At 70.4% G+C, this 26,982-nt stretch carries 22 protein-coding genes; 14 read left to right on the top strand and 8 right to left on the bottom strand.

Annotation, left to right across the window (positions count from 1 at the left end; all coding sequences use genetic code 11):
* Together AOK17_RS12555 and AOK17_RS12550 are read right to left on the bottom strand one after the other, a co-directional pair.
* Positions 1 to 472 (bottom strand): DUF5134 domain-containing protein (locus AOK17_RS12555; protein WP_245697115.1); only part of this gene is annotated, 472 nt, incomplete at its 3' end.
* A gap of 113 nt (positions 473 to 585) precedes the next feature.
* On the bottom strand, positions 586 to 1,584 hold the full coding sequence (locus tag AOK17_RS12550; protein WP_055612493.1) for a hypothetical protein: 999 nt from the start codon (positions 1,582 to 1,584) through the stop codon (positions 586 to 588).
* 197 nt (positions 1,585 to 1,781) lie between these two features.
* Here AOK17_RS12550 and AOK17_RS48350 point away from each other — a divergent pair, with 197 nt between their 5' ends.
* From AOK17_RS48350 to AOK17_RS12500, 10 genes are all read left to right on the top strand, one after another.
* The gene (locus AOK17_RS48350) at positions 1,782 to 2,072 is read left to right on the top strand and encodes a heavy-metal-associated domain-containing protein (protein ID WP_079052971.1); all 291 of its coding nucleotides are present in this window, start codon (positions 1,782 to 1,784) and stop codon (positions 2,070 to 2,072) included.
* 77 nt (positions 2,073 to 2,149) lie between these two features.
* The gene (locus AOK17_RS12540; RefSeq protein ID WP_055612492.1) at positions 2,150 to 4,408 is read left to right on the top strand and encodes a heavy metal translocating P-type ATPase; all 2,259 of its coding nucleotides are present in this window, start codon (positions 2,150 to 2,152) and stop codon (positions 4,406 to 4,408) included.
* A 96-nt stretch (positions 4,409 to 4,504) separates the two neighbouring features.
* Positions 4,505 to 4,861, top strand: coding sequence for an NADH-quinone oxidoreductase subunit A (locus AOK17_RS12535; RefSeq protein ID WP_055612491.1), 357 nt, complete (start codon positions 4,505 to 4,507; stop codon positions 4,859 to 4,861).
* A 119-nt stretch (positions 4,862 to 4,980) separates the two neighbouring features.
* Complete coding sequence (locus tag AOK17_RS12530) at positions 4,981 to 6,120, top strand: hypothetical protein (RefSeq protein ID WP_342671502.1); 1,140 nt, start codon at positions 4,981 to 4,983, stop codon at positions 6,118 to 6,120.
* On the top strand, positions 6,113 to 7,057 hold the full coding sequence (locus AOK17_RS12525) for an NADH-quinone oxidoreductase subunit H (RefSeq protein ID WP_055612489.1): 945 nt from the start codon (positions 6,113 to 6,115) through the stop codon (positions 7,055 to 7,057). The genes AOK17_RS12530 and AOK17_RS12525 overlap by 8 nt, the downstream gene beginning before the upstream one ends.
* A 32-nt stretch (positions 7,058 to 7,089) precedes the next feature.
* Positions 7,090 to 7,650, top strand: a complete 561-nt coding sequence (locus AOK17_RS12520) for an NADH-quinone oxidoreductase subunit J (RefSeq protein WP_055612488.1) — start codon at positions 7,090 to 7,092, stop codon at positions 7,648 to 7,650.
* Entirely contained in the window at positions 7,647 to 7,952 is a 306-nt protein-coding gene (locus AOK17_RS12515) for an NADH-quinone oxidoreductase subunit K (protein WP_055612487.1), read from the top strand. The genes AOK17_RS12520 and AOK17_RS12515 overlap by 4 nt, the downstream gene beginning before the upstream one ends.
* On the top strand, positions 7,949 to 9,802 hold the full coding sequence (locus tag AOK17_RS12510; protein ID WP_055612486.1) for an NADH-quinone oxidoreductase subunit 5 family protein: 1,854 nt from the start codon (positions 7,949 to 7,951) through the stop codon (positions 9,800 to 9,802). Before AOK17_RS12515 ends, AOK17_RS12510 begins: the two co-directional genes overlap by 4 nt.
* Positions 9,803 to 9,807: 5 nt before the next feature.
* Entirely contained in the window at positions 9,808 to 11,313 is a 1,506-nt protein-coding gene (locus AOK17_RS12505) for a complex I subunit 4 family protein (protein ID WP_055612499.1), read from the top strand.
* Positions 11,310 to 12,728, top strand: a complete 1,419-nt coding sequence (locus tag AOK17_RS12500) for an NADH-quinone oxidoreductase subunit N (RefSeq protein ID WP_055612485.1) — start codon at positions 11,310 to 11,312, stop codon at positions 12,726 to 12,728. The genes AOK17_RS12505 and AOK17_RS12500 overlap by 4 nt, the downstream gene beginning before the upstream one ends.
* 166 nt (positions 12,729 to 12,894) lie before the next feature.
* On the opposite strand, the gene AOK17_RS12495 is transcribed toward AOK17_RS12500, so the two are convergent.
* The 4 genes from AOK17_RS12495 to AOK17_RS12480 form a co-directional block, all read right to left on the bottom strand.
* A complete protein-coding gene (locus tag AOK17_RS12495) occupies positions 12,895 to 16,128 on the bottom strand; it encodes a glycosyl hydrolase family 95 catalytic domain-containing protein (RefSeq protein WP_055612484.1) in 3,234 nt (1,077 codons plus the stop codon).
* Positions 16,129 to 16,318: 190 nt separating this feature from the next.
* Positions 16,319 to 17,215, bottom strand: coding sequence for a S1 family peptidase (locus tag AOK17_RS12490; protein WP_055612483.1), 897 nt, complete (start codon positions 17,213 to 17,215; stop codon positions 16,319 to 16,321).
* Between the two features lie 388 nt (positions 17,216 to 17,603).
* On the bottom strand, positions 17,604 to 19,835 hold the full coding sequence (locus AOK17_RS12485) for a M4 family metallopeptidase (protein ID WP_245697113.1): 2,232 nt from the start codon (positions 19,833 to 19,835) through the stop codon (positions 17,604 to 17,606).
* Positions 19,836 to 20,286: 451 nt separating this feature from the next.
* Positions 20,287 to 21,186 (bottom strand): LysR substrate-binding domain-containing protein, encoded by a 900-nt coding sequence (locus AOK17_RS12480; protein WP_055612481.1) that lies wholly within the window; start codon positions 21,184 to 21,186, stop codon positions 20,287 to 20,289.
* A gap of 152 nt (positions 21,187 to 21,338) precedes the next feature.
* Here AOK17_RS12480 and AOK17_RS12475 point away from each other — a divergent pair, with 152 nt between their 5' ends.
* Both AOK17_RS12475 and AOK17_RS12470 read left to right on the top strand, forming a co-directional pair.
* The gene (locus AOK17_RS12475; RefSeq protein WP_055612480.1) at positions 21,339 to 22,352 is read left to right on the top strand and encodes an aldo/keto reductase; all 1,014 of its coding nucleotides are present in this window, start codon (positions 21,339 to 21,341) and stop codon (positions 22,350 to 22,352) included.
* 57 nt (positions 22,353 to 22,409) lie between these two features.
* A complete protein-coding gene (locus tag AOK17_RS12470) occupies positions 22,410 to 22,853 on the top strand; it encodes an SRPBCC family protein (RefSeq protein ID WP_055612479.1) in 444 nt (147 codons plus the stop codon).
* Here the strand turns inward: AOK17_RS12470 and AOK17_RS12465 are convergent.
* Positions 22,850 to 23,386 (bottom strand): P-loop NTPase family protein, encoded by a 537-nt coding sequence (locus tag AOK17_RS12465; RefSeq protein ID WP_055612478.1) that lies wholly within the window; start codon positions 23,384 to 23,386, stop codon positions 22,850 to 22,852. The genes AOK17_RS12470 and AOK17_RS12465 overlap by 4 nt on opposite strands.
* 211 nt (positions 23,387 to 23,597) lie before the next feature.
* On the opposite strand from AOK17_RS12465, the gene AOK17_RS12460 reads away from it, so the two are divergent.
* Positions 23,598 to 24,035 (top strand): ester cyclase, encoded by a 438-nt coding sequence (locus AOK17_RS12460; protein WP_245697111.1) that lies wholly within the window; start codon positions 23,598 to 23,600, stop codon positions 24,033 to 24,035.
* Positions 24,036 to 24,119: 84 nt separating this feature from the next.
* Here the strand turns inward: AOK17_RS12460 and AOK17_RS12455 are convergent, their stop codons facing one another.
* On the bottom strand, positions 24,120 to 25,649 hold the full coding sequence (locus tag AOK17_RS12455; protein WP_055612477.1) for an MFS transporter: 1,530 nt from the start codon (positions 25,647 to 25,649) through the stop codon (positions 24,120 to 24,122).
* Positions 25,650 to 25,996: 347 nt separating this feature from the next.
* Here AOK17_RS12455 and AOK17_RS51620 point away from each other — a divergent pair.
* A partial coding sequence (locus tag AOK17_RS51620) for a DEDDh family exonuclease (protein ID WP_206190741.1) occupies positions 25,997 to 26,982 on the top strand: 986 nt, incomplete at its 3' end.

Raw genomic sequence — 26,982 nt, 5'->3', positions numbered from 1 at the left:
CTCCCGCTGAGCCGGCCGCCTCGGCCAGACCGCCGTGACCGTGGGCGCCCACGCTCTCCATGCCGGCCATGCCCGCCATCCCTCCGTGCCCGGAGGAACCGGCCAGCGCGAGAGCGGGTGAGGATGTCGTTCCCGACATGGCCAGCGTCATGAGCACCATCGCGGCACTGCCGATCACGACGTGGCCGCCATGACGCAGGTACTTCAGACCGCCTCGGGCGGCATGCCGTACGGACAGTGCCACGCCTCCGAGACAGAAGGCGCCGAACACCGCGGCCCACCAGGTGCTGTACGTGCCGTAGTGGGCCGCCGTCGGCGGCGCGGCCATCACGGCCATGCCCCCGCCCATCACGGCCTCGGCCGCCGCTTCGAACCGGGCCCAGCCTCTGACGAGAACCGTACGAAGCAGGTTGCCGCCGGCCACGCCGACGCCCAACACCACCAACGTCCAGCCCAGGAGCGGTCCCGTCATGACGCCACCCTTCAGGGGAGCCGGGCCCGTTCTCCGGCTCGCCGTTCGCCGACCCCTACTTGCCCACTTGGTACGTGGCGTTCGGCGATCCGACTCAGAACGGAGGGTCCCCTTCAGTGCCCGTGCCCGCCCGAGGTCTCCTCGGTGGCCTCTTCTGAGGCCTCGCTGTGATCGCCGTCGCCGCCCGACGTCCCACCCGCGTGAACGGTGAACGCGGCGGTCCTGACCACGCCTTGGTGCTTGAAGTCGAGGAAGAGGCGGTACGCGCCCGGGCTCGGCGCGGTGGCCGTGAACGAGATGCCGGGGCCGGACTTGGTCTTTCCGTCGCCGGGTTCGCCGTTGGGGTGGACGTGGAGGTACGCGAGGTCGCCGGAACGCAGGGCGACCAGGTGGCCGTAGGCGCCGAGATAGGGCTGGAGGTCGGTGACGGGCTTGCCGTCCCGTGAGACGTTCAGCTCCAGCTCACCGGCCGCGCCCGGTCGCAGGCCACCCGCCAGCTTGACCTCGTAACCGTCGACCTTGGCCGTCGCGTTCGCTGCCGGCAGCCCCTTCGGCTCGTACGGGCCCGAGGCCGCGAGGTCGGCGCCGAGGGTGAGGTTCTCGGCCCCCTTCTTCGCCGGGGTGAAGTCGGCGAAGACCCGGTAGTCGCCTGCCCGGGGCAGCTCGACGGGGATGCTCCAGGTGCCGTCGGCGGCGCGGGTGGGGTGCACATGGCGGTAGGTGACCAGGTCGCGCGAGGCCACGATGAGGTGGAGTTCCTTCTCGTGTTCGCGCTTGTACGAGGTCACCGCGCGGCCGTTCTCGTCCTGGATGGTGAAGCGCAGGGCGGCGCGCTGCCGGGCTTCGATCCGGGGGGTCTTCAGGTCGAGCGTGTAGCCGTTCTCGGAGATCTGCAGTCCGCCGGCCGGGAGCGCACGGCCCTCCGGCGCCGATTCGTGCTCATCGTGGCCGCCGCCTCCTTCCGGCTCCGGTGACGGTTCGGCGTGGGTGTCGTGGCTCGCGGGCTCGCGGTCCGCGACGACGGGGTCGATGCCCTGGCCCACGCCGTAGGCGGTGCCGAAGGTCGCGGCGAGTGCGGCGGCGAACGCGGTGATCTTCACTCCGGTATGCATGGCCATCTCCTGAGGGACGGGGGCCGATGACTGGGAGGCGAGGCCCCTCCATGCACTTCAACATACCCCTAGGGGGTATAAAGTCAAGGCGACCGAACACCTTGCGCCAGATACCCTACAGGGGTATACAGGTTCTCGACACAGATACCCCCACCCCGTATTCATGACCGACCGGCTGTACTCACCAGGAGGAACCCATGTCCTCGTCCTGCTGCTCCACCGACGGCTCCTGCTCGACCGCCACCACCGACCGCACGACGGTCACCGAGGGCGTCACCGTCACCACGACCTACGCCGTTTCCGGCATGACGTGCGGCCACTGCAAGGCCACGCTCACCAAGGTCATCGGCGAGCTGGACGGCGTGACCGGGGTCGACGTCGACCTCGACACCGGGCGGGTCACCGTCGTCGGCACCGCCGAGCCGGACGACACGCTCATCGCCGAGGTCGTCGACGACGCCGGCTACGAGCTGACCGGCCGGGCCTGACCCCGGGTACTCCCCCGCACCGGCCGGGACCCGCGCATCGCCGGGCTCCGGCCACCCACCCCGTACGAGGAGCAGCCATGACCACCACGACGACCGGCGCCGAGGTAGAGCTCGCCATCGGCGGCATGACCTGCGCCTCGTGCGCGGCGCGTATCGAGAAGAAGCTCAACCGCATGGACGGGGTCACCGCCACCGTCAACTACGCCACCGAGAAGGCCAAGGTCGCCTACGACGGTGACGTCTCCGTCCAGGACCTGATAGCCACCGTCGAGAAGACCGGATACACCGCCCGCAAGCCGGAGCCCGTACACACCCAGCCCGAGGGCGACGACGAATCGGCGGGCGCGGACGACGAACTGCGGCCTCTGCGCGAGCGGTTGATCACCGCGGTGGTGCTGGCCGTTCCCGTCGTCGCGATGGCGATGATCCCGGCCCTGCAGTTCGAGTACTGGCAGTGGCTGTCCCTGACGCTTGCGGCGCCGGTCGTGACGTATGCCGCCTGGCCGTTCCACAAGGCCGCGTTCACCAACGCGCGGCACGGCGCGGCCACCATGGACACGCTGATCTCGGTGGGCACCTCGGCCGCGTTCCTGTGGTCGCTGTGGGCCCTGTTCCTCGGCACCGCGGGCACGCCCGGCATGACGCACCCCTTCGAGCTGACGATCGCCCGCGGCGACGGAGCCGGGAACATCTATCTGGAGGCCGCCGCAGGCGTGACCGCCTTCATCCTGGCCGGCCGGTACTTCGAGGCCCGCTCCAAGCGGAAGGCGGGCGCGGCGCTCAAGGCACTGCTTGAGCTGGGCGCGAAGGACGTCACCCTGCTGCGCCCCGACGGCCGCGAACAGACCGTCCCGACCGCCGAGTTGAAGGTCGGCGACCGCTTCCTCGTACGCCCGGGCGAGAAGATCGCCACGGACGGGACGGTCGTCGAGGGCTCCTCGGCGGTGGACGCCTCGATGCTCACCGGCGAGTCCGTGCCGGTGGAGGTCTCCACGGGCGACCCGGTCACCGGCGCCACGATCAACGCGGGAGGCCGACTGGTCGTCGAGGCCACCCGGGTCGGCGCCGACACCCAACTCGCCCGGATGGCCCGGCTGGTGGAGGACGCGCAGAACGGGAAGGCCGCCGCACAGCGCCTCGCGGACCGCATCTCCGCCGTGTTCGTGCCGGTCGTCATCGCACTCGCGCTCGGCACCCTCGGTTTCTGGCTGGGCAACGGGTCCGGGCTGACGGCGGCGTTCACCGCGGCAGTCGCCGTACTGATCATCGCCTGCCCGTGCGCCCTCGGTCTGGCCACCCCTACCGCGCTGATGGTCGGCACCGGCCGCGGCGCCCAGCTCGGCATCCTGATCAAGGGCCCGGAGGTCCTGGAGTCCACCCGCAAGGTCGACACCATCGTGCTCGACAAGACCGGCACCGTCACCACGGGCCGTATGACCCTGCTGGCCGTGCACACCGCCGACAGCACCGACGAGGCCGAAGTCCTGCGCCTGGCCGGCGCGTTGGAGCACTCCTCCGAGCACCCGATCGCCCGCGCGGTCGCCGACGGGGCGATTGGGAAGCTGGGTTCGCTGCCCACCCCCGAGGACTTCGCGAACGTGCCCGGTCTCGGTGTGCAGGGCATCGTCGACGGTAACGCGGTTCTCGTGGGCCGTGAGCGGCTGCTCTCCGAGTGGGCCATGGAACTGCCCGAGCACCTGACCCGGGCGAAGGCCGAAGCCGAGACAGCCGGACGCACTGCCATCGCAGTCGCCTGGGACGGCGAGGCACGCGCGGTCCTCGAAATCGCCGACGCCGTGAAGGAGACCAGCGCGGAGGCGATCACGCGGCTGCGCGCGCTCGGCCTGACACCGATCCTGCTGACCGGAGACAACCGGGCCGTCGCCGAGTCGGTCGCCCGCGAGGTCGGCATCGCACCCGAGGACGTCATCGCCGAGGTCCTGCCGCAGGACAAGGTCGACGTCGTCAAGCGGCTTCAGGACGAGGGCCGTTCGGTCGCGATGGTCGGCGACGGCGTCAACGACGCCGCCGCCCTCGCCCAGGCCGACCTGGGCCTGGCCATGGGCACGGGCACGGACGCCGCGATCGAGGCCGGCGACCTGACGCTCGTACGAGGTGATCTGCGCGCCGCGGCCGACGCCATCCGCCTCGCCCGTCGCACCCTCGGCACCATCCGGTCCAACCTCTTCTGGGCCTTCGCCTACAACGTGGCCGCCCTGCCGCTCGCCGCGGCCGGTCTGCTCAATCCGATGATCGCAGGAGCGGCCATGGCCTTCTCCTCGGTGTTCGTCGTGGGCAACTCCCTGCGGCTGCGCTCGTTCCGCGCGGCGAACTGACCGGAGGCAGGTGTCGTGCGTTCCTTACGCCCCTGGCTGCTGACATGCTGCCTGCCGTGGTGACCGTCCGAGAGCGATCGTCGGGAAGGGGCCCTTGTGGCGACATCGGACTGGCAACCGGTACTCGTACTCCTCGTACTGATCGTCGCGGCCGTCGTACTCCTCCATGCCCTGTCCGTCGCACTGCGGGCGGTCCGCGAGCCCGTGCACACCGGCCCGTTCAGCGGTGGTCTCGAACCTCAGGAACACCCGCTCTCCCGGTTCCACGTGCGCTGGTACCCCGTCACGATGGTCTTCCTCGCCTTCGACATGGAGATGCTCTTCATGTACCCGTGGACGAAGGTCGTCTCGGCCGTCGGCACCAGCGCGGTCGTCGAGATGTTCCTCTTCCTGGGCATCCTGCTCGCGGGCGTCGCGTACGCCTGGCGCGAGGGGGCGTTCCGGTGGAGCTGAGGCGAGCACTCGTGCGGGCGGCCGTGTCGCGGCCGGGCGTTCTCCTCGCGGTGTACCCCGGTGCCACGCGGCAACGGCTCGCGGTGGAAGCGGAGTTGGCGCGTCGCGGGTGGCCGTGTGTGAGCGGGCCGGCGGAGGCCGATCTGCTGGTCATCGCCGGCGACCACGAGGGTGAGGGCAGGGGCGAGGGTGGGGAGAGCGACTGGGTCGCGGGGCTGTGGCAGGGCATTCCGGCGCCCAAGGTCCGGGTGTGGGTCACTGATCCCGAGCGGGCCGCCGACGCTCTGGACAGCGGGCTGGCGGACCTTGTGCGCGGAGAACACGAGGACGATCACGCCCACGAGGCCCACCACGAGCACCACGAGCACCAACAGGACGGTGGCACGGCGCCGCATTCGGACCACGGCGGTCACGACATGCACGGTGGGCATCACGGTCACGCGGGGCACGCCATGGGCCTCGTCGAGGGACTGCCCATGGCGGACCGGGCCGACGACCGGGACGGTCTGCGGCTCGACGTGCTGCACGTGCCGTTGGGGCCAGTACTCGCCGACTGGCCCGCGGGGCTGATCCTGCACCTGACTCTCCAGGGCGACATCGTTCAGGAGGTCACCGTCGAACCGGTGGCCACTCCCCCGTCCCCGAGTCCGCCTTTCTGGGACGAACCGTGGCTGCGTGCGGCCAGCGGCGAGCACATTTCGCGCGGCGACGCGGCGCGACGACTGTGCGCGGCCCACCTGGACAGCCTGGGCAGGTTCTTCGCCGTGGCCGGTTGGGACGACATGGCCGCGCGCACCCGCCACGTACGGGATCGCGCCCTTGCCGGAGCCACCGCCGCCGAACTCACCTCCCTCGTACGCCCGTTGATCCGTCGGGCCGAGCGCTCGCGGACGCTGCGGTGGCTGACGACAGGCCTCGGAACGCTGCCCGCCGAGCAGGCACGTCAGCGTGGGGTGACAGGTCCGGCCCTGGTCGCGGACGGGGACGCGTACAGCCGCATGCTCGTGTGGCTCGAAGCGGTGGGTCGGAGTGCGGCGACCTGCGATGTCACCGAAGCGCTGGACACCGCCGAGGTCGTAGGACCTCGCGGGAGACTCGACACGCCGGTGCCTCCGTCGAGGGCCCTGCTGGACAGTCTGCCCCGGCTGCTCGAAGGAACGGAGTTCGCCTGTGCGCGGATCATCGTCGCGAGCCTGGATCCGGATCTCGACGAGCTGACTCATGTGCCGGCGCCCGGGACGGTCCACAGCCATGGTTGAGCGCACTCCGCTGTGGGCGGTGTTCGTGCTGCCCGCTCTGCTGGTCGGGGCGGCCCTGGTGACGGCCGGGTTCGACGCCGTGCTCGCGGCCGGGGCCCGGCGCGGGCGGCCCGGATCGCTGCGGGAGACGGCGGTCCGCGCGGTGGAACCCGGCCGCCAGGTCCTCCGGCATCTCGTCCAGCAGCCTCGTCGGACCCGGGCGTCGGACCTGCCCCTGGCCCGGATCGGAGCCGGCCTCCTTCCCGTCGCCGCCGTCCTGGCGGCGGTCGTACTGCCCCTCGGATTCCGGTCGGTGAGTGATCTGCCGGAAGGGATCGTCTGGTTCAACGCGATGGAGGCGTTGGCGTGGGCGGCGGTCTGGCTGGCGGGCTGGGGGCCGAACTCGACGCTCTCGCTCATCGGCGGCTACCGCTTCCTCGCGCAGGGGCTGGCGTACGAGCTGCCGCACATGCTGGCCATCACCACGGCCGCGCTGGGCGCAGAGTCGCTCCGGGTCGGTGAAGTCGTCGACGCCCAGGCCGGGTTGTGGTTCGTGGTGTGGATGCCGGTGGCGTTCGTGATCTATCTGCTGAGCGCGATGGCGATGGCGTTCTGGGGGCCGTTCGACCAGCCCGCCGGTCGGGACGTGGCGGGCGGCGCGGGAGCCGAGCTGTCGGGCGCGGACCGGGTGCTGTTCCTGGGCGGCCGGTGGCTGTTGCTGGTCGTGGCCGCGGCGTTCAGTGTGCCGCTCTTCCTGGGCGGCGGGCACGGGCCGCTGCTGCCCGGCTGGGCCTGGACCGTACTCAAGACGGCCGCCGTCCTGGCCTTCCTGGTGGGGGTCCGGCGCGCGATTCCGACCGTGCGCATGGAGCGCTATCTGGAGCTGGCCTGGGTCGTGCTGACCCCGCTGGCGATCGTGCAGGCGCTGGTCGTGGCCGTGGTGGTGCTGAACCGGTGAGTTCCCTGACGGAAGCGAGGTGACGTAAGCCGATGGATGTCGCGGTCTTCTGGGTGCTGGCCGTCCTTGCGGTGGCCGGCGCGGTGATGGTGTTCCGCTTCGACTCCATGGCGCGGGCGACGTTCTCCCTGCTGGCCTCGCTGCTGTGCGTGGGCGGGCTGGTCGTCCTGCTGGGACTGGACTACCTGGGCATCGTCATCGTGCTGATGATGACGATCGAGATGGCCATCATGGCGGTCTTCATGGTGATGTACATGATGAACCCGGCCGGGCTCATGCCGATGACGATGATCCACAACAAGAAGGGCGCGGCGGTCGTCTGCGGCCTGGTGTTCGCGCTGCTGGCCGCCGGGATCCTGCTCGCACCCTGGCCCGCCCGCCGGGGCAAGGCACCGGCCGATCCGACCATGGAACTCGGCATGTCGCTCATGGGCCCGCAGATGCTCACGATGATGACCCTGGGCATGGCCCTGTTCGCGACGATCGTCGCGACCGTGGTGCTGGCCACCCGCCGGGGACGGTACGACCGGTTCGGCGACGACCTGCGGGCGCGGCGCGCGGACGATCCCGTACGGGGTGGTGTCGGCCGGTGACTCTGGAACTGTTTCTGCTGCTGGCCGCCGCCCTGTTCTGCGTCGGTCTGTTCGGTGCCCTCACCCAGCAGTCCATCGTGATGCTGATGATGGGCCTTGAGCTGATGCTCGGCGGGGTCATCCTGGCCGCCGCGGCAGCGTGGCACTACATCGCTCCGGCGGCGTCCGAGGGACAGGTCCTGATCGTCGTGGCGGTCACGGCGATGGCCCTGGAGATGGCGATCGGGTTCGCCGTCGTCACCGCCCTGTTCCGGTCGCGGGAGATCGACATGACCGACATGGCGGCGGAGTTGAAGGAGTGAGCGCTCTGCTGTGGGCGCTGGTCGCCCTGCCCCTCGGCGCCGGTGTGCTGCTCCTGGTGGTGGGGCGGCGGGCCGATCGTGCGGCACCGGGCGTGGCGCTCGCGGTCTCGGCCACCGCGCTGGGCCTCGCCGTCGCCGCGGCGTTCCGGCACCCGAGCGCGCGGGCACCGTTCCTCGACGGTCTGCCGATGCGACTCACCGTGGACGGTCTGTCGGGGCTGCTGGCGGTCACCGTCACCGCGGTCACCCTCGTCGTACTCCTCTTCAGCGCGGCGGAGTTCGGCTCTGGAGAGGCGCGGGCGCGGTTCTTCGGGCTGATGCTGCTGTTCGCCGGGAGCATGCTCGTCACGGTCACCGCCGCCAACCTCCCGGTGCTGCTGATGGGCTGGGAGGTCATGGGTGCCACCTCCTGGGCGCTGATCGGCTACTGGTGGCGGGACCCGGAGCGTACGAGCGCGGCCGACACCGCGTTCCTCACGACCCGGACCGCGGACCTCGGTCTCTATCTGGCGGCCGGCGCCGCCCTCGCGAGCGGCGGCGGTCGGAACTCGTCGCTCTCGCTCGACGGCCTCGCCCGGGCAGAGGAGCCGTGGCTGTCCTTCATCACCGCGGGCGTGGTCGTCGCCGCCCTCGGCAAGTCGGCCCAACTCCCCTTCAGCTTCTGGCTGTCGAAGGCGATGCGGGGCCCGAGTCCGGTCTCGGCCCTGCTCCACTCGGCGACCATGGTCGTCGCCGGCGCGTACCTGCTGCTGCGGACCGGACCTCTGCTGGACGCCTCCGGCTGGGGCGACGACGTGGTCGCCTGGACGGGTGCGGCCACAGCCGTCCTCCTCGGGCTCGTCGCGGTGGCGCAGACCGACCTCAAACAGCTGCTGGCCGCGTCGAGTTGTGCGCAGATCGGCTTCATGGTCCTGGCGGCCGGGGCGGGCGCGACGACCGGCGGCACGCTTCAACTCGTCGCTCACGCGGCGGCGAAGAGTCTGCTGTTTCTCGCGGCGGGTGCCTGGCTGACCGCGCTGGGCACCCAGCAACTGCCCGCGCTCCTCGGCGCGGCCCGCCATCACCGTACGGTCGGCACGGCCTTCACCGTCGCCGCGCTCTCCCTGGCCGGGCTTCCGCCGCTCTCGCTCTGGGCCGCCAAGGACGTACTGCTCGCCGGTGCCTTGGAGCGCAGTCCGTGGCTGTACGCGGCCGGGCTCGCCGGAGCCCTCCTGTCCGCGGTCTACAGCGCCAAGGCGTTGTGGTTCGTGTGGCGTCCGGCGGTGGCGCGTCCCGATGCCCGGCGCATCCCGGCCGGTGCCGTGTGGCCTCTCGTCCTGTTGGCCGTCGCTTGCGTGGCACTGGTGGTTCCGGCCTTCCCTCCGGTACGCGACAGCGTGAGCCGTGTCCTCGCCGCCTCCGGTCAACCCGCCCCACATACCTGGGAGTTCGTACTCTCCGCCGGTCTGGCTCTCTTGGCCGCCGCGGCAGCCTGGGGCTGGGGCGCACGCCCGCTGCCCCTGGCCGCGCGGGTGAAGTCAGGGCCCGCCGACTGGCTGGGGCTCGAACGCGCGGCTCATGTCATGCTGGTCGCGCCCACGATGCGGCTGGCGCGCGCCGCCGCGGCCTTCGACGACAAGGTGCTGGACCGCGCTGTCGACGGTTCGGCCTCCGCCACCGTCCGGCTCGCCCGCTGGACGAACGACGTCGTGGAACGTTCCCTCGACGGCACGGTCGGTGCGGTCGCCGCCGGAACCCGTGCCCTCGGCCGCTGGGCCCGCCGCCCACAGACCGGACAGCTACACCAGTACCTCGCCCAGGCGGTCGCCGCCTTCACCGTCCTCGCCGTCGTCCTCGTCCTCGTGAGGTGATCCGCTTGCTGACCGCCCTCGTCTTCGCGCCCACGGCCGTCGCGCTGCTGTTGTTCGCGCTGCCCCGCCGTACGGCACCGGCCGTGTTCCGCGCGGTCTGGGTAGCGGCGTCGGCCGTCGAACTGGCCCTGGTCGTCGTGGTGTGGGCAGGGTACGAGCCGGGCGGGGGCATGCAGTTCGAGGAGCGCGCCCGCTGGATTCCGGGCGCGGGGGTCAGTTACCACGTCGGCGTCGACGGCCTGTCTCTTCCACTGCTCGCCCTGACCTGTCTGCTGTTCCTCGCCTGCGCGCTCTACTCGCTGCGCGAGAACCGCCGGATCCGTGAGTTCGCGGCACTTTTCCTCTTCCTTCAGACCACCTGCCTCGGGCTCTTCGTCGCCCTCGACCTGATCCTCTTCTTCGTCTTCTTCGACCTGTCCATCGTGGCGATGTACTTCGTCATCGCCGGATGGGGCCACCGGCAGGCCGCCCGCGCCGCGCTGAAGTTCTTCCTCTACACGTTCATCGGGTCGCTCGCCCTGCTGCTCGGCTTCATCGGCCTGTACCTCGCCGCGTCGCCGCACACCTTCGACATCGTCGAGCTGACCGAGCAGAACCCGCTCGCCGGGCGGTCTGTCTACGGGGCCCTGGTGCTGCTGGCCGTCGTGGTCGGTCTGGCGGTGAAGACCCCGACCGTGCCCTTCCACACCTGGCTGCCGCCGGCCCATGTCGAGGCGCCCGCGGCCGGTTCGGCGATCCTGGCCGGGGTGCTGCTGAAGATGGGCACGTACGGATTCGTACGTATCGCCATGCCGATCCTCCCCGAGGCCTGGCGGGAGTACGCCCTCGTGCTGGTCGTGATCGGCGTGGTCTCGGTCCTCCACGGGGCGCTGGTCGCGCTCGCGCAGACCGACTTCAAGCGGATGGTCGCGTACACCTCCGTGAACCACATGGGATACATCGTGCTGGCCCTCGGCGCTGCCGCCGCGACGGCGGACAGCTCCGAGCAGGCGCGTTCCCTCGCCGTCACCGGAGCCGTGACCCAGATGGTGAGCCACGGGCTGCTGACCGGTGCACTGTTCCTCCTCGCGGGGGTGCTCCACGAACGCGGGCGCACCTACGACATGGGCGCCTACTCCGGACTCGCCGCCGTGGCGCCCGCGTTCGCCGCGATGACGGGCGTCGCGGCCTTCGCCTCGCTCGGGCTGCCGGGCTTCTCCGGCTTCGTCGCCGAGTTCCAGATCTTCACGGGAAGTCTCGGGCCTCAGCCGCTGGCCACGGCGCTGTCGGTGCTCGGCATCGTCCTCACGGCCGGGCTGTTCCTGCGGGCGCTGCGCCAGGTGTTCACGGGGCCGTTGCGGCTGCCCGACGCACCGGGCACACCGCGGGTGTTCCCCGACATGCGGGGGCACGAGAGTCTCTCGGTGGCTCCGTTGCTTGTCCTGGCCGTCGTCCTCGGCGTTGCGCCGCGCTTCCTGCTGGACGTCGTCGAGCCGGCCTCGCGCTCGGTCCTGGAGTTGCTCGCCCGATGACCGAGATGAACGAGAACCCGCTCGATCTGCTGCCCGAAGTGCTGCTGGCGGCCTCGGCCGTACTCGGGCTGCTGCTCGGCTCCTGGCTGCCGCGCGCCCGGCAGTGGGTCGTGGGACTGCTGGCGGTCGTCGCGTGCGTGGCGGGAATCGTCGCGGCGTCGGTCGCGGCCACCGAGCCCTCCACTACGGCCTTCGGCGAGGCCTTCGCCGTCGATCCCGTGACCGGCGCGTCCCGGATCGTCGTCCTCGGCGGCACGCTCCTCGTCCTCGGTGTCTCCTTCCGCCCCCTGCGAGGGGATCCCCGGGAGAGCGAGTTCTACGTCCTGGTCCAACTGGCAGCCCTGGGTGCCCTGATGATGGCCGGGACCCAGGACCTGCTGCTGTTCGCCGCCGCGTATCTCCTGGCGAGCATTCCCGCGTACACGCTCGCCGGGTTCCGCAAGGACGGTCCGGGTACCGAGGCCGCCCTCAAGTTCTACGTGGTCGGCGCCCTGCTCGGCGTGCTTCTGCTGGCCGGTGTCACCGTCCTGTACGCGGCCGGGCGCGCGACCTTGTATCCGATGCTGGGTGACGCGCTGCGCGACGCCCCGGAGCCGCTGGTCGCCGTCGGTGCGATCGGGCTGCTGGCGGGTGTGCTGTTCAAGGCCGGCGGCGTACCGGCGCACTTCTGGGTGCCGGACGCCGTGCAGGGCAGCAGTGCGCCGGTGGCCGCGCTGCTCACCACGCTGCCCAAGATCGGGGCGCTCGCCGCGCTCTTCCGCGTCGGTGACGATGTCTTCGCGGGCAGCCCCCTGCCGTGGCCGGCGTTGATCGCCGTGCTCGCCGCCGCTTCGATGACGCTCGGCAACCTCGGCGCGTTCTTCCAGCAGGACGTCAAGCGTCTGCTCGCCTACTCGACGATCAGTCAGGTCGGCTACCTGCTCATGCCGGTGGCCGTGGTGGACCGCTCGGATCTCGCGCAACAGGCCTTCCTGTACTACCTCGCGGCCTACACGGTCACCAACCTCGGGGCGTTCGCGGTCGTCTGCGCCCTCCCCCAGGCCCACACGCTGGACGACTACCGGGGGCTCGCCAGGGACCGCCCGCTGCTTGCGGCGAGCCTGGTCGTCTGCCTGCTGGGCCTCGTCGGCACCCCGCCCACCGCGGTCTTCCTCGGTAAACTCCAGGCGTTCAGCGCCGTGTTCGACGGTGGTTACGCGTGGCTGGCCGTCCTCGCCGCCGTCAACACCGTGGCGTCCCTCTTCTACTACCTGCGCTGGATCGTGCCCGTGGTCTCACGCGGCGCTTCCCCGGGCCTCGCCGAGGGGGACCGTACGGCACGCGTCGTCGCGTACGCGGCCACGGTCGTCTCCGTCGGGCTCGGTCTGGCGGGAGGACCGGTCCTCGACGCGTTGGCCGGGCCGATGAGTCCCTGACCCGGCCCGGGGGGTGAGCCTGCGGCAGCCGGGCGGCCACAGCGTCGGGCCTTCGGTGAGCTGCCATGCCGACGACCGTGCCGCTCCGATCCGCTCCGATGCGCTTCGGGCGGCGGGGCGGGCGGCCGTCGGCATGACTGCTTCGGCAGCGATCCGGTGTCCCCCGTCAGGGCTTGACCGGCTTCACCTTCCTGTCGACGCCGTTCACCCGCACGGTGACGCTCCCCCGGTTCCGCGCCCGGTCGGCCACGATTCGGTACGACGTGACCTTCCCGTTCCGCCACTCGCAGTCGATCTCGTAGCCGCCGCGGGCGCGGAGCCCGGTGAAGGACCCGTTGGCCTTCCAGCCGTCCGGCAGGGCGGGCAGCAGGTGGATGACGCCGTCGTGGCTCTGCAGGAGCATCTCGGCCACGGCGCCCGTGATGCCGAAGTTGCCGTCCATCTGGAAGGGCGGGTGGTTGCCGAACATGTTGGGCAGCGTGTTGTAGGTCAGCAGTCCGCGCAGCATGATCTGGGCGCGGTGCCCGTCACCGAGACGCGCGAAGAGGGCCGCCCGCCAGGGCCAGGTCCACGAGCGGCGGCTGTCGCCCGACACCGTCCCGGCCGTGAACGGAACGCCTTCCTTCTCACCGCACCGCGCCTTGAGCGAGACGAGGGCGGCGGCCGCGAAGTCGCGTGCCTTCGGGGTGATCTGGCGGCCCGGATAGACCGCGAAGAGGTGCGAGGTGTGGCGGTGGATGTCGGCCGGGTCGTCCAAGTCCTCCTGCCACTCCTGGAGTTGACCCCACTTGCCGATCTTGTTCGGCGCGAGGCGTGCCTGCATGTCCGTGACCTTGGCCCGGTACGCGGGGTCCGCCTTGAGTGCCGCCTCGCAGTCCAGGTAGTTCTGGAACAGGTCCCAGATGATCTGCTGGTCGTACATCACGCCGTCCTCGCGCGGCCCGTGCTCGGGTGACCAGCCGTTCGGTGCGACGAGAAGTCCGTCCTCACGTTCCTTGAGGTGGTCCTCCCAGAACTCGCAGATCTCCTTGATCATCGGGTAGGCGACGGTTCGGAGGTAGCTCAGGTTCTGGGTGAACGCCCAGTGCTCGTACAGGTGTTGGGCGTACCAGGCGCTCGCGACGGTGTTCCACTCCCAGGAGTTGCCGCCGAAGATGCTCTGGCTGGTGCGGGCGGTCCAGCCGCGCGTGTCCTTGCCGAAGGCGTTGCGCGTCGCCACGCGGCTGGGCACCGCCACCTGTTCGATGAACCGGACGAGCGCCTCATGACTCTCCGGCAGGTTCGTCGTCTCGGCGCCCCAGTAGTTCATCTGGATGTTGATGTTGGTGTGGTAGTCGGAGGCCCACGCCGGCTGGTTGCTGTCGTTCCAGAGGCCCTGGAGGTTGGCGGGCAGGCCGTTCGGGCGGGAGGAACTGATCAGCAGATAGCGGCCGTAGTCGAACATGGCCTGTTCAAGTGTCGGGTCCTCGCCGCCCGCCGCGTAACGTTCGAGCCGGGCGTCGGTCGGCAGGGCGACGACGGCGTTGTCGGACGTGCCCCAGGCGACCGAGACCCGGTTCATGAGGGCGCGTATCTCGGCGGTGTGCTCGTCGCGCAGTTTGCTGTAGGACCGGGCGGTCGCCTTGGCGAGCGTCCTGGCGACGATGGGTGCCGGATCGGGTCCGCGCCACCCGGCGGCGGCGTCGAGCTTGTAGTCGGTGCGGGCGTCGAGGAACAGGGTCAGGGTCGTGCAGCCGCTGAACCGGAGCGCCGCCCCGTCGGCGCGGAGTTCGCCGTCTGTGCGCACGGCCCGGACGGTGCATGTGTGCTTGAGTCCGTTGCCCATGACACCGCTGAAGGCGATCCGCCCGGCGCCGGCGTCGACGGTCGTCGGGGCCTCGTCCTGTCCGGACGTCAGCGAGATCGCTCCGGAGAGTTGCCGGGTGCCGTCCGCCGTGTACCGGAAGACCATGACGTCCGCGGACCGGCTGGCGAAGGCCTCGCGCAGGACGCGCTGTCCGGGCGCGCCGAAGCGGGTGGCATGGACGCCGTTCACGAAGTCGAGGCTGCGCTGGTAGTCGACGACCGACCGCTGCGTGCGCGTGTCGAAGCCCGCACCTTCCAGCGCGATCTCCGCGATCTGGAAGCCTCGGGAGGACGCGCCGGGGGTCAGGGTCAGCCGATAGGCGCGGTAGGCCGTGGTGTTGGTGATCCGGAACGTCCGGGTCTTCCCGCGGTCGGCGAACGGCGCTCCGGGGCTCTGCGTGTCGAGGGTCGTCCAGGCACGCCCGTCCTTCGACGCCTCCAGCACCCACCGCCGGGGGTCGTCCCGCGGCCGGTCCGGGGCGGCGGTCAGCGCGTACGAGGTCACGGCGACCGCGCGGGGCAGATCGGCCTGCCATACGACCTTCGGCTCGGCGTCGTCGACCCGCCAGACCGTGGCCGGATCGCCGTCCACCGATCTGGAGATGTCCGTGCCCCGGGACTTGGCTCCGGAACCTGAATCAGCACCGGCGCCCTTGGAGTGCCCGCTCGGTGACGACAGATAGATCGAACCGCCCCCGTAGAGGTCGACGCCGGACAGGCCGATCTCGCTCAACTGGAAGTGACTGACACCTGACTTGGGTACGAAGTCGAAGCGGTAGAAGCGGTGGGCCGCGGTGCCGGTGCCCGTGTCGGCGCAGGTGAACTCCTTCGTCTGGAAGCGGCTCTCGAAGGGCGCGTCCAACGTGCGGCTGTCCAGCGTGGTCCAGGTGGTTCCGTCGGCCGAACCGGAGAACTTCCACTCCTGAGGGTCGCGCTCCGGCACGTCGTTGGCGCTCGTCAGACGGTAGGACGCGACCTCGGCGGGTTCGGGGAGCTCGACCTGCCACTGAACCTTCGAACCGGGCCCGTCGATGCACCACTTGGTGCTCGATTCACCGTCGTACGTCCTGTCGACGCCCTCCGACGAGGAGCTGTTGTACGGTCCTCCCGGGGCCGTGATCTTCGGTCTCGCACGGGGAGCGAAGGTGACGACGACGTCGCCGAAGTTCCGGTACGAGCCGAAGCCGGTCATGCCCGTGTCGAAGTCGCTGTCCGGCTTGCCGGCGAGAGCGTTGTCGTAGTTGTTGACCCCGCCCCACAGGCTCTGTTCGTTGAACTGGATGCGCTCCTCGTAGGGATCGGCGAAGAGCATGGCGCCGAGTCGGCCGTTGCCGATCGGCAGGGCCTGCGACTGCCAGTCCAGGGCGGGCACGGAGTACTTCAGCGCCTTGCGCGACAGGGTCGGCCACTGGACGGCGGCCGGAGCGCCGGTCCCCGCGGCGACGGCCTGGCCCGCGGGGATTCCGCCGGTCAGCTGAGTGATCAGGGGTGCGACGGCGAAGGCTCCGCCGAACTTGAGGACGCTTCGTCGCTGCGGTTGGGATTCATTGATCACGGTGAGGTCTCCCGGCCCATTCATCGGCTCTATCGCAGAGGAGGTCGCAGCCACATCGACACCTGTCGAGGGCGCGATCATCGTCGCCGGGAAATAGATCGGATGTCTAGAGGTGTGCAGCAGTTGACGAAGCGGGTCGTGAAGTAGCGGCCTCGGGCTGGTCCTCCGCCCGCCCGAGGCCGGCAACTCGTCAGTAGACGGTCAGGCCGTAGGCGCTCAGCACCTCCTGGATCGGCTGATAGAAGGTTGTCCCTCCCGAGGTGCAGTTGCCTGAGCCGCCGGAGAGGATGCCGATGACCTTGTCGCCTGCGTAGAGGGGACCGCCGCTGTCACCGGGCTCGGCGCAGATGTTGGTCTGGATCAGCCCGTAGACGATGTCTCCGCTCCCGTAGTTGACGGTCGCGTTGAGCGCGGTGACCCGGCCGCAGCGGACACCGGTGGTCGATCCACGACGGCAGACGCTCTGGCCGACGTAGGCGGTCGCGGTCCCGGTGACGTCGACGGTTCCGATGGTGCCGGGGTGCGGCACGGCCGGGTTGGAGTACCGCACGACACCGAAGTCGTTGCCGGGGAAGCTCGTGCCGGTGGTGGGGCCGACCATCGTGGTGAGGCCGGAACTGGTGTACCAGGTGGGCAGGCCGTCGGTGCAGTGGCCCGCGGTGACGAAGTAGTAGGTGGAGCCGCTCTGCACGTTGACCCCGACCGAACAGCGCCAGCTGGACGCGTAGATGGCGTCGCCGCCCGACAGGAGGGTGCGCAGCCGGCCGTCGACCCGTTCCACGGTGACGGCACCGGCGAAGCGGCCGGTGGCCCGACGGACTGCGGCCAGATCCGCTTCCCCGACCGTGGAGTCGGCGAGCACTCGCAGCTGCCCGGTCCGCTCGTCCACGGCCCAGCTCGTCCCGGCAACTCCCAGGGATCCGACGGCCGAGGCCGCGCCGGACACCGAGGCGGCGGATGGTGCGGCGCCTGCCGTGGGCGCCGCGGTCGCGTTGGTGCCGGACACCGCCAGGGCGGCCACGACGAGCAGGCTCAGCACCGAGGCGGCGAGCCGGGAACGTCTGATGGTGGTACCGCGTGCTGTCATCACCCGAATCTCCCCGAAGACGGTCGGTCAGGTTCAAGCGCGCCCGGCCGGTCGCCGGGCGTGCCGTGCTTCCGTGCCGTGATGTGGTGCCGTGATGCCGGTGCGTGCGCGGTTACGAAGGGCGCGTCTGTGTCCCCGACATCCCGTCGGGGACACGTGATGGCTCGCGGCTGCGGCGGGACACGGCCACGGCGTGACCGACGAGGCCCGGCGGCAGCCGGCCAACGCCTCATTGTCCCCGGCGGTGCCCGGCGGGGGTAGGCCGTCTCCGGCCGTAAAGCCCGCAACTGACCGACCTGGTGGGCGGTTTCGCCCCAGGGGCCCCGGCCTTCGACGCCTGTCCCCGGGTCTGTGGTGCCCGCCGGCACCACAGACCCGGGAGGGTGGATCAGAAGGTCAGCTTCCAGCTGTCGATGTAGCCCGTGTCGACCTGGTAGCGGTCCTGGACGCGGAGCTTCCAGGTGCCGTCGGCCGGTTCGGCGGAGGCGTCGACGGTGTACGTCGCGTGCACGTCGTCGCCGTCGTCGTCGGAGACGTCCTTCAGCGGGTACGTGGTGCCGCCGGGGCCGACCAGATCGATCACCAGGTCGCCGCGGTAGGTGTGGACGATGTCCACCGAGACCTGGAGGGTGCTCGGCGCGTTGCCGGTGCGGCCGGTCACGATGAGCGGGGACTCGACCGGATCGCCCGCGTCGGGGATCCGCACATTGCCCGGGTTGACGAAGAAGTCGCCGCCGGAGGCGATGACGTTCCAGACGAAGCCCGCCTCGGCTCCGGATCCGTCCGCGGCGCTCGCCGTCACGGTCGGGGTGAACTCCCCTGTCTCTGCCGGGATTCCGGAGATCACACCGGTCTCGTGGTCGATGGCCAGTCCGTCGGGCAGGCCGGTGGCCCCGTAGGTGAGACCGCCCGGACGGCTGGTGTCCGCCGTGATCTTCAGCGTGGCGGGCTGGCCGACCGCGGACTCCTGGCCGGCCGGCGCCGTCAGCGCGACGTGGTTGACGAAGCGCGGACCGACGTTCACCGCTGCCCAGGTGTTGCCGACGGCCTCGTACGCCTCGCTGGACCGGCCGAACAGGTCGGCGGCGGCCTGGAGGGTCGCTACGCGGGCGCCCGCGTAGTCGGTGGTGGACGTCATGTACGTGGTCAGCGCCCGGTACCAGACGTTCGTGGCGTTGTGCAGGCCGAGGCCGGGGACCGGCTCGCCGTCGTGGGTCGGGCTGTCGTAGCCGACGCCGTTGACGGTCTTCGCTCCGCTGCCCTCGGCGAGGAGGTAGAAGAAGTGGTTCGCCACGCCGGAGGAGAAGTGCGGGTCGAGCCCTTCGGTCTCGGTGGACCAGTAGTCCTGGGACAGGCCGTCCTTGGAGGGCTTGTCCATGTAACGCAGCGGGGTGCCGTCGCCGTTGATGTCGATCCGCTCGCCGACCTCGTAGTCGGGTACGTCGTTCGGGTTGTTCGTGAAGAACTCCACGGCGGCGGCCATGATGTCGCTGCTGCCCTCGTTCAGACCGCCGGACTCGCCGTTGTAGTAGTACAGGTCCGCCGTGGCGCTGGTGACGCCGTGGGTCATCTCATGGGCGGCGACGTCGAGCGCGGTCAGCGGGTTCGCGTTGTCCTTGCCGTCTCCGTAGAGCATGCAGAAGCAGTCGTCGTCCCAGTAGGCGTTGACAACGTTGTTCCCGAAGTGGACCCGGGAGGACGCGCCGACACCGTCGTTGGCTATGCCGTTGCGGCCGAACTGGTCGTGGTAGAAGTCCCAGGTCTTCTGGGCGCCGTACGCGGCGTCCGCGGCGGCGGTCTCGCGGTTGGCCGGGTCGCCGTCGCCCCAGATGTCGTCGGCCCCGGTGAAGAGCGTGCCTGTGCCACTCGTGGCGCCGCCCAGGTCGTACGTCTTGTGGCCGCCGCGCTGGGTGTCGGTCAGTTCGAAGACGTCTCCGTTACGTGTGCTGCCGAGGTCGACCTCGCCGCTGAACTGGCCTTTGCCCACGCCGGGGTGGATGGTCTCGAACTCCCGGACCTTCTTGCCGCTCTTCGCGTCGGTGACGACATGCACCTCGCGCGGAGAGCCGTCGTCCTCGACGCCGGTGACCACCGACTCCCAGGCGAGGGCGGGTGCGCCGTCGGCCGCCCAGACGACCAGTCGCGGTGCTCCGTCCGCGCGCACCTGCCCGGTGCCGTCGGCCTTGGCGGCGGCGAGCGCCGACTTCTTCGCCGTCGAGGCGGCGACCGTGGCGTCGGTCGTCGGTACGGACACCGGAGCGTCGGTCGCCCTGGTGACGGTCCGGCCGGCGGCGCGCTGATGGACCACCAAGTCACCGCCGAGGACGGGGAGTCCGGCGAAGGTGCGCTCGTAGCGGGTGTGGACGGTGCCGTCGGCGTCCTTGATGACGTCCTTCGGCAGCAACTTCTCCTTGGCGCCCAGTTTCAGGGCACCGGCGGTGGCCTTGGCGGAGTTCGCCGCCGACTTCAGAAGGCCGGCACGCTGGGCGGGGGTGAGCGGGACGGGAGCCGCGCCCGCTCTGGGCTCCGCGGCGATCCGGGCCGGGGCCGCCGGGCCCTGGTTCGGCTGGGCGGATGCTCCGGTCGCCGGAGCGGTCGCCGCGGCGATGAGGGCGGTCACGACGACCAGCGCACCTCCGGCGACGCGCTGCGGGCTACGAGACGGTCCGGGCCTGCGGGGACGTAAGGATCTCGGCACTCCTGCTCCTTCCGGCCGCTCGATGACGGCCGTGGGGGAAGACCGGATGACGGTGTCGGCCATCCGGGGAGAACGTGCGATGAGTGCCGCGCGGCGTGAAGATCTTCACACTGAAAGGTCGTCAGTGTCATGGCCTGAACAGACAGTTGTCCGGAATAGGGTCTTGCCGTTCACGTCCGAACGGGCATGGGACGAGGGCGACATGCGCCTTTACACGACGTAAACAATTGCCCCACAGGTGCCTCCTCGGCCACATCGGTTGCCGGGTTGCACAGAGCGGGAGTAAATCGGCCACGCTCCGAGTCACGCCTCGCAGGGGGCCTTGGTGTCGATGGTGTCGTTGCCGTCCCCGGCCCCCGCACTACGCCCTCGTTCAGGCGTCGTCCCGGCCCGCGAGGACGGTCTCGCGGAACGAGGCCACCACGGGGCGGAGATCGACCCGGTGCCAGGCCGCCCACAGCTGAACAGACCCTCCGTGCCAGGGCAGTTCACGCACCGCGACACCGTCGGTCGTGCCGCGCATCATGCTCTTCTGGATGAGCGCGAGGCCGAGACCGGAGGCGACCAGGCCCAGTGCTGTGAGTGGATCGGCCGCGTCGAGACGGATGTCCGGGGTGAAGCCGGAGGCCACGCACGAGGCGACGAACGTGTCGCGCCAGGCCGGGTCGTGGGAGTCGCCCACCGCGATCCACGGCTGCCCGTCGAGGGCTTCGGGGGTCAACTCCTCCTGCCCCGCGAGGGGATGCTCCGCGGGCAGCGCGAGCAGCAGGGGATCCTGCAGCAATGGGGCCGTGTTCAGGTCCGGGTCGTCCTCGGACGGCGGCGTGCGCACCAGAGCGATGTCCAGGCTGCGCTGGCGCAGTCCCTCGAACTGCTCGGCCGACTCCTGGTCGTAAAGCGCGACGTGAATGCCGGGGCGTTGATCGCGCAGGGTGCGCAGGGCGGTGGGCAGGACGCCCGTGTGCATGGCGTCGGCCACGTAGCCGATGCACAGGCCGCCCTCCTCGCCGCGGCCGAGCCGTCGGCCGAGGTTCTCCAGCCGGTCCGCGTGGCGCAGCAGGGCGTGCGCCTCGGTCAGGAAGACCCGGCCGTCGGAGGTCAGCCGGATGCGCTGCTGGCTGCGTTCGAAAAGGGTCAGGCCCAGGTTCTTCTCCAGCTGGGCGATCTGCCGACTGAGGGGCGACTGGGAGATGTGCAGCTGCTCGGCGGCGCGGCCGACGTGTTCGGCCTCGGCGACGGCGACGAAGTAGCGGAGTTGACGCAGGTCAAGCATGTAGGACCTCGGAGGACTCAAGTATGTCGAAGCAAGTCTTGGACAGTCTCATCCATGGATCCTAACCTCGAACACGCAAGGCCGACGGATCGCACATTGAGTGACGAATCCGCCGCAATCGGTATCACCCTCGCTATCGCAAGGATCCCCCCATGAGCATCAAGCCCCTCCTGCCCGGCACCCTCGGCTTCGGCACCGCCCCCCTCGGCAACATGTTCCGCGCCATCCCGGACGAGGAGGCCGCGGCCACCGTCGAAGCCGCCTGGGACCAGGGCATCCGCTACTTCGACACCGCGCCCTTCTACGGTGCAGGCCTCTCCGAGATCCGGCTCGGCGACGTACTCGCGCAGCACCCGCGCGACGAGTTCGTCCTCAGCACGAAGGTCGGCCGCGTGATCTTCGACGAGATCGAGGACCCGGCCGTACGCGACCTCGGCGAGAAGGGCGGCCTCTTCGAACACGGGCGCCCGAACAAGATGGTCAACGACTACACCGCCGACGCCACCCTCCGCTCCATCGAGGACAGCCTCAAGCGCCTGCGGACGGACCGCCTCGACATCGTGTGGGTGCACGACGTCGCCCAGGACTTCTACGGGGACGAGTGGCTGGCCGCCTACGAGACCGCCCGCACCGGCGCGTTCCGCGTACTGCAGAAGCTGCGTGAAGAGGGCGTCATCAAGGGCTGGGGCCTTGGCGTGAACCGCGTTGAGCCCCTGGAGCTCACCCTCGACCTGGACGAGCCGAAGCCCGACGCCTTCCTCCTCGCGGGCCGCTACACCCTCCTCGACCACGACCGGGCCCTGCAGCGGCTGCTGCCTGCCGCTGCCGCCCAGGACGTCGACATCGTGGTCGGCGGCCCGTACAGCTCGGGCATCCTCGCCGGAGGAACGCACTTCGAGTACCAGCAGGCGCCCGCGCACATCATCGACAAGGTGGAGCGGATCAAGGCGCTCGCCGAGCGGCACGGGGTCGGCATCAAGTCCGCCGCGCTGCAGTTCTCCCTCGCCCACCCGGCGACGGCGGCCGTCATCCCCGGCGCGACCAAGCCCAGCCGCATCGCCGAGGACGTCGCCGCTCTCGGCGAGACGATCCCGGCCGCGTTCTGGACGGACCTGCGCGAGGAGCGGCTGATAGCGCAGGACGCTCCGGTACCCGCCACCGCCTGACCCGGCCGCCTCGCACGCTCCACGCCCACCACACCCGCACACCCGCAGGAGGATCCCGTGGCCACGACCGCCGCATCCCTCGACATCCCCGCCTCGCCCGACCGCGTCTGGCAGCTCATCGGCGGCTTCGACTCACTGCCCGACTGGCTCCCGTACATCCCCGCCAGCGAACTCAGCGACGGCGGACGGGTCCGCAGTCTCCGCAACGAGGACGGCGGTGTGATCGTCGAGCGTCTCGAAGCCTTCGACGACAAGGCCCGCACCTACAGCTACTCCATCCTCCAGGCGCCCTTCCCCGTCACCGGCTACCTCTCCACCCTCACGGTGCACGAGGTCCCCGGGCAGGACACGTCCCGCGTGGAGTGGTCCGGCACCTTCACACCGGACGGCGTCGGCGACGACGAGGCCATCGCCCTCTTCCACGGCATCTACGCGGACGGCCTCGCCGCGCTGAACCAGACACTCACCATGCCCAACCGGTCCGCGGCACCGCGCGGCTAACCAGAGGTGGGGTGAGGCCGACCGCGCAGCCACGCGGTCGCCTCTCGCGGGGAACGCAGGTGGATGACGTTCAGCGGCGCGAAGCGCGGGTCGGTCGTGCGGCGGTCGATCTCGGCGCGCCGACCCGCGTGCTCGGTCCAGGACGACCATGCCGGGTGGTCGCCGCTGAACCAGGAGGACAGGGTCTCCACATTGCCGCCGAAGACCCGCTCGCGCAGCAGGGTCCGTCGCAGGGATCTGCGCAGTACGCGCGGCATGACGACGGCTCTGGGGTAGTCGAGCCAGATCACGGTGTCGGCGCCGGTCCACAACAGGTCGCGGACCTCGGGGTGGCCGAAGGAGTCGAAGATCCAGGCGGGGGTGGCGGCGATCTTCGCGACCTGTTGGTGAAAGCCGGGGTCGACCGTCCAGCCGGGGCCGGTGAACACGAGCGCGTCCATCTCGTGGAACGGCAGCTGGAGCCGGGCGGAGAGGGCCTGCGCCATGGTGGTTTTTCCGGCTCCGGTGATGCCGGCGACGAGGATGCGTTGCACGCACGGATGCTACGGGCGCCGGTCGGCGTTCAGCGAGGCAGTTTCCGCTGCGCCTCATGGCGACTCGGGCGCTCGATGGCCTGCTCGGGGGCGCCCTGCGGGAGCCTCAAGCCTTTCTTGACCTTGACGCAACGGCAGGGTTTCTACTGAGCCGTACGGATCGGAGCGATCACTGCGCTCGTCGCAGCGATCCCCTGGAGAGGACACCGAGATGGCCGAGATGACCACCACCACCGAGAAGAACCTGGCTCTGCTGCGCACGGCCTACAAGACGCTGGAGCGCGGCGAGCTGGACGCGTGTGTCGAGTTGCTGACGGAGAACTTCATCGCCAACGTCCCCGGCGTACCCGACCCGCTGCACGGCCCGCAGATCTGGCGGCTGGGGGCTCAGGCCATGTGGGAGGGCTTCCCGGACCTGCAGATCAGCGTCGAGGACATGTTCGGCGCCGGCGACAAGGTGGCCGTACGGGTCCACTTCCGCGGCACGCACCGGGGCACCTTCCAGGGGATCCCGGCGACGGACCGACAGGTCAGCTTCCGGAGCGTCGAGCTCTACCGCATCGAAGGCGACAAGATCGCCGAGGAGTGGGTCGCCCCGGACATGATCAGCCTCATGCAGCAGATCTCACCCACGCCGGCCGACCACTGAAGCCAGGCCACTCTTTGAGGTCGGCGAGTTCGGCCAGCTCAGCGAGGTCGGCGTCAAAATGGCTGGGCCGGGCAGAGGCCGCGCTCAATGGCGTACGGGGGTCTGCGCGGGCGTCTCGTCGTCCTGCGCCACCTGGCCGCCCGGGTGGCGCAGGGCGCAGAGGAAGCCGATGCCGAGTGCTACGGCCATGCCGTAGAACACCCACTGGTTGGCCTCGGCGAAGTCCATGCGGATCGAGGACATCGCATCGCGCATGGTCGTCGCGACCGGGCCGTCTCCGGTGGGGGTGCGGGCGTCCGCCTGGCCCGTGATCGACTGCGTCACGTCCCCGGCCACGGAGTCGACCTCGTCCGCCGGTACCCCGCGGGCCCGGAGGGTGCTCTCCACGTTGTCCGTCATGGTGTGCGTCAGCATGGTGCCGAAGACGGCGAGTCCGATGCTGGCCGCGTAGTTGCGGACGGTCTGGGTGATGCCCGTGACCTCGCCGTAGGAGGCGTCGATCGCCCGGTTCACGGCGTCCGTCGAGGCCGGGGCGAGGATGAACCCGATGCCCGCGCCGGCGAGGGCGACGTACGGCCACTGGTTGTGCATGGACAGGTCGGTCAGTTTGCCGGCCCAGAGCGCGAACCCGACGGCGCCCACCACACAGCCGATCTTCAATGCGGGGCGGGCTCCCCGCTTGTCGAGGATGCGACCGCCCCACTGGGAGGCGATGGCGAACCCCACGAAGAAGTACAGCAGGTACAGGGCGGCCTGGTTGGCCGAGGCGCTGAGGGAGACCTGGGCGTAGACCGAGGCGAAGAAGAACACGGGGACGAACGCCAGCATCGCGAAGAAGAGGACCAGCGAGTCCACCGTGAAGGCGCGGTCGCGGAAGACCGACAGGTTGATCAGGGGGTGGCGGGTCCGCAGTTCGTAGCGGCAGAAGACGTACAGAACCGCGAGGCCGCCCACGACGCAGGCCCACGTCGCCCAGCTGTCCCAGCCCCAGGCCGACGCCTGCTGGAAGCCGAGCACGCTCGTGCCCATGCCGACGGCGACCAGCACAGCGCCCTTGACGTCCAGCGGTTCGTCGCGTCGCCGGTCGGAGATGTGGGCGAGCGCGGTGAGGATCAGCGCGACGACGGCGACGGGGACGTTGACCCAGAAGATCGCCCGCCAGGTCCAGGTGGTCAGCCAGCCGCCGAGCAGCGGTCCCACGGCGGTGAGGGCACCGGTGAGGCCGAAGAACAGGGCCAGGGCGCGCCCCCGCCGCTCGATCGGGAACACCGCCACGACGACCGCGAGCGCGGCGGGGAAGAGCAGCGCGGCGCCGAGGCCCTGGGTCGCGCGGAAGGCGACGAGCCACGTCAGTGCGTAGTCCCCGTCGGGTACGCAGCCGCACAGCGCGGAGGAGATGACGAAGATCAGGGTGCCTGCCACGACGACCCGACGTGGTCCCCACAGGTCGGCCAGGCGTCCGCCGACGGCGAAGAACGCGGCCAGGGACAGCAGATAGGCGTTGACCACCCACTGCATGCCGGAGGCGGAAAGGCCGAGTTCGGAGACGATGTCGGGCGCCGCGATCGACACGATCGTCTGGTCGATGAACGTCATCGCCACCGCGAACATCATCGCCGCGAGCGCCAGCGGCTGGGAGGCCGCGCGTCCGGCACCTGATGTGTTCTCGTTTCGTTGCGCGTGCGTACGGCTCACCTGGTCAGTCTGCGTCCGAACCGGTGCCGCCGCACCCGGAGCGCATCCCGACACCACCCGTGCGGGGTTCCGGATGGCACCACCCGTACCCGTACGGGGTTCCGGACGGATGGGAGCCGATCGCCCCCGCCGGAGACCCGAGCCGCGCCGCTGGTGGGCTCTCTCGGCCGAGGGCCCAACACAGCATCCCCGTAAGGGTGTTCCAGAAGGTGGAAAATCGTCATACAGCTTGAAGGGGCGTTGTATATCGGATCATCCTTGGCGCCATGAGTCTCGCCTCCGCCTCGTTCGACGTGCCCGCAACGGACCAATACGCCCATGACTGGGCGTTGGTCGACGTGGAAACCTCAGGGCTCGTGGCCCGGCGGGACCGGGTGCTGTCCGTCGCCGTGGTGACGATCGGTCCGGACGGCGAGCAGACCGCGGAGTTCTCGACGCTGCTCAATCCGGGGTGCGATCCGGGGCCGGTGCATGTGCACGGGCTGACCGCCGAGCGGTTGCAGGGCGCGCCCACCTTCGACCAGGTCGCCGGCCGGATCGGGGCAATGCTCCAGGACCGCGTTCTGGTCGCCCACAACGCCCAGTTCGACTACGACTTCCTGGCCCACGAGTTCGCCCGAGCGCGAATGTGGCTGCCGGTGTCCCAACGCCTGTGCACGCTGGCCCTGAACCGCCAGGTGGATCCGCCTACGGACGACATGAAACTCGGCACCCTCGCCGCTCACTACGGCGTTCCCCAGCAGCACGCGCACGACGCGCTGGACGACACCCGGGTGCTGGCCGGGATCCTGCGGGCCTCGCTGCGCCAGGCGGCACAGCTCGATCTGCCCTTGCCACTCGTGGCCTGCCCACCCCGTGCGGAGTCCCGTTTCACGCCTCAGCCGCCCAAGACCCCCTGCGCCTACCGCAACCCGGGGCGGCTGACTCCCGGCGGGCCGCTCCGGCAGGGGATGAAGATCGCGATCACCGGGGACACGGCGCACGCCCGGGCGGAGCTGGTCGGACGTGCGGTTGCCGCCGGGCTGAACATGATGGCCTCCGTGAGCCGGCACACCAGCGTGCTGGTCACCAACGAGCCGGCGCGCGATTCGGCGAAGGCCCGACGCGCACTCGCCGAAGGCGTGCCGGTCATCGACGAGCACACCTTCCTGCGGCTGCTGGCCGACGTACGGGCCGGGACGGCCCACGAGGCGACGGCCGCACCCGCCGTGATGACCGCCCCGGCGGCACCGGCCCCGGCGACGGCACCCGC

Origin of the sequence: Streptomyces phaeochromogenes (genome assembly GCF_001418655.1) — a bacterium.
In the GTDB taxonomy this organism is placed as follows: Bacteria; Actinomycetota; Actinomycetes; order Streptomycetales; family Streptomycetaceae; genus Streptomyces; species Streptomyces phaeochromogenes.
The sequence above is the reverse complement of the archived record's forward strand: the minus strand, read 5'-3'. Positions and strand labels throughout refer to the sequence as shown.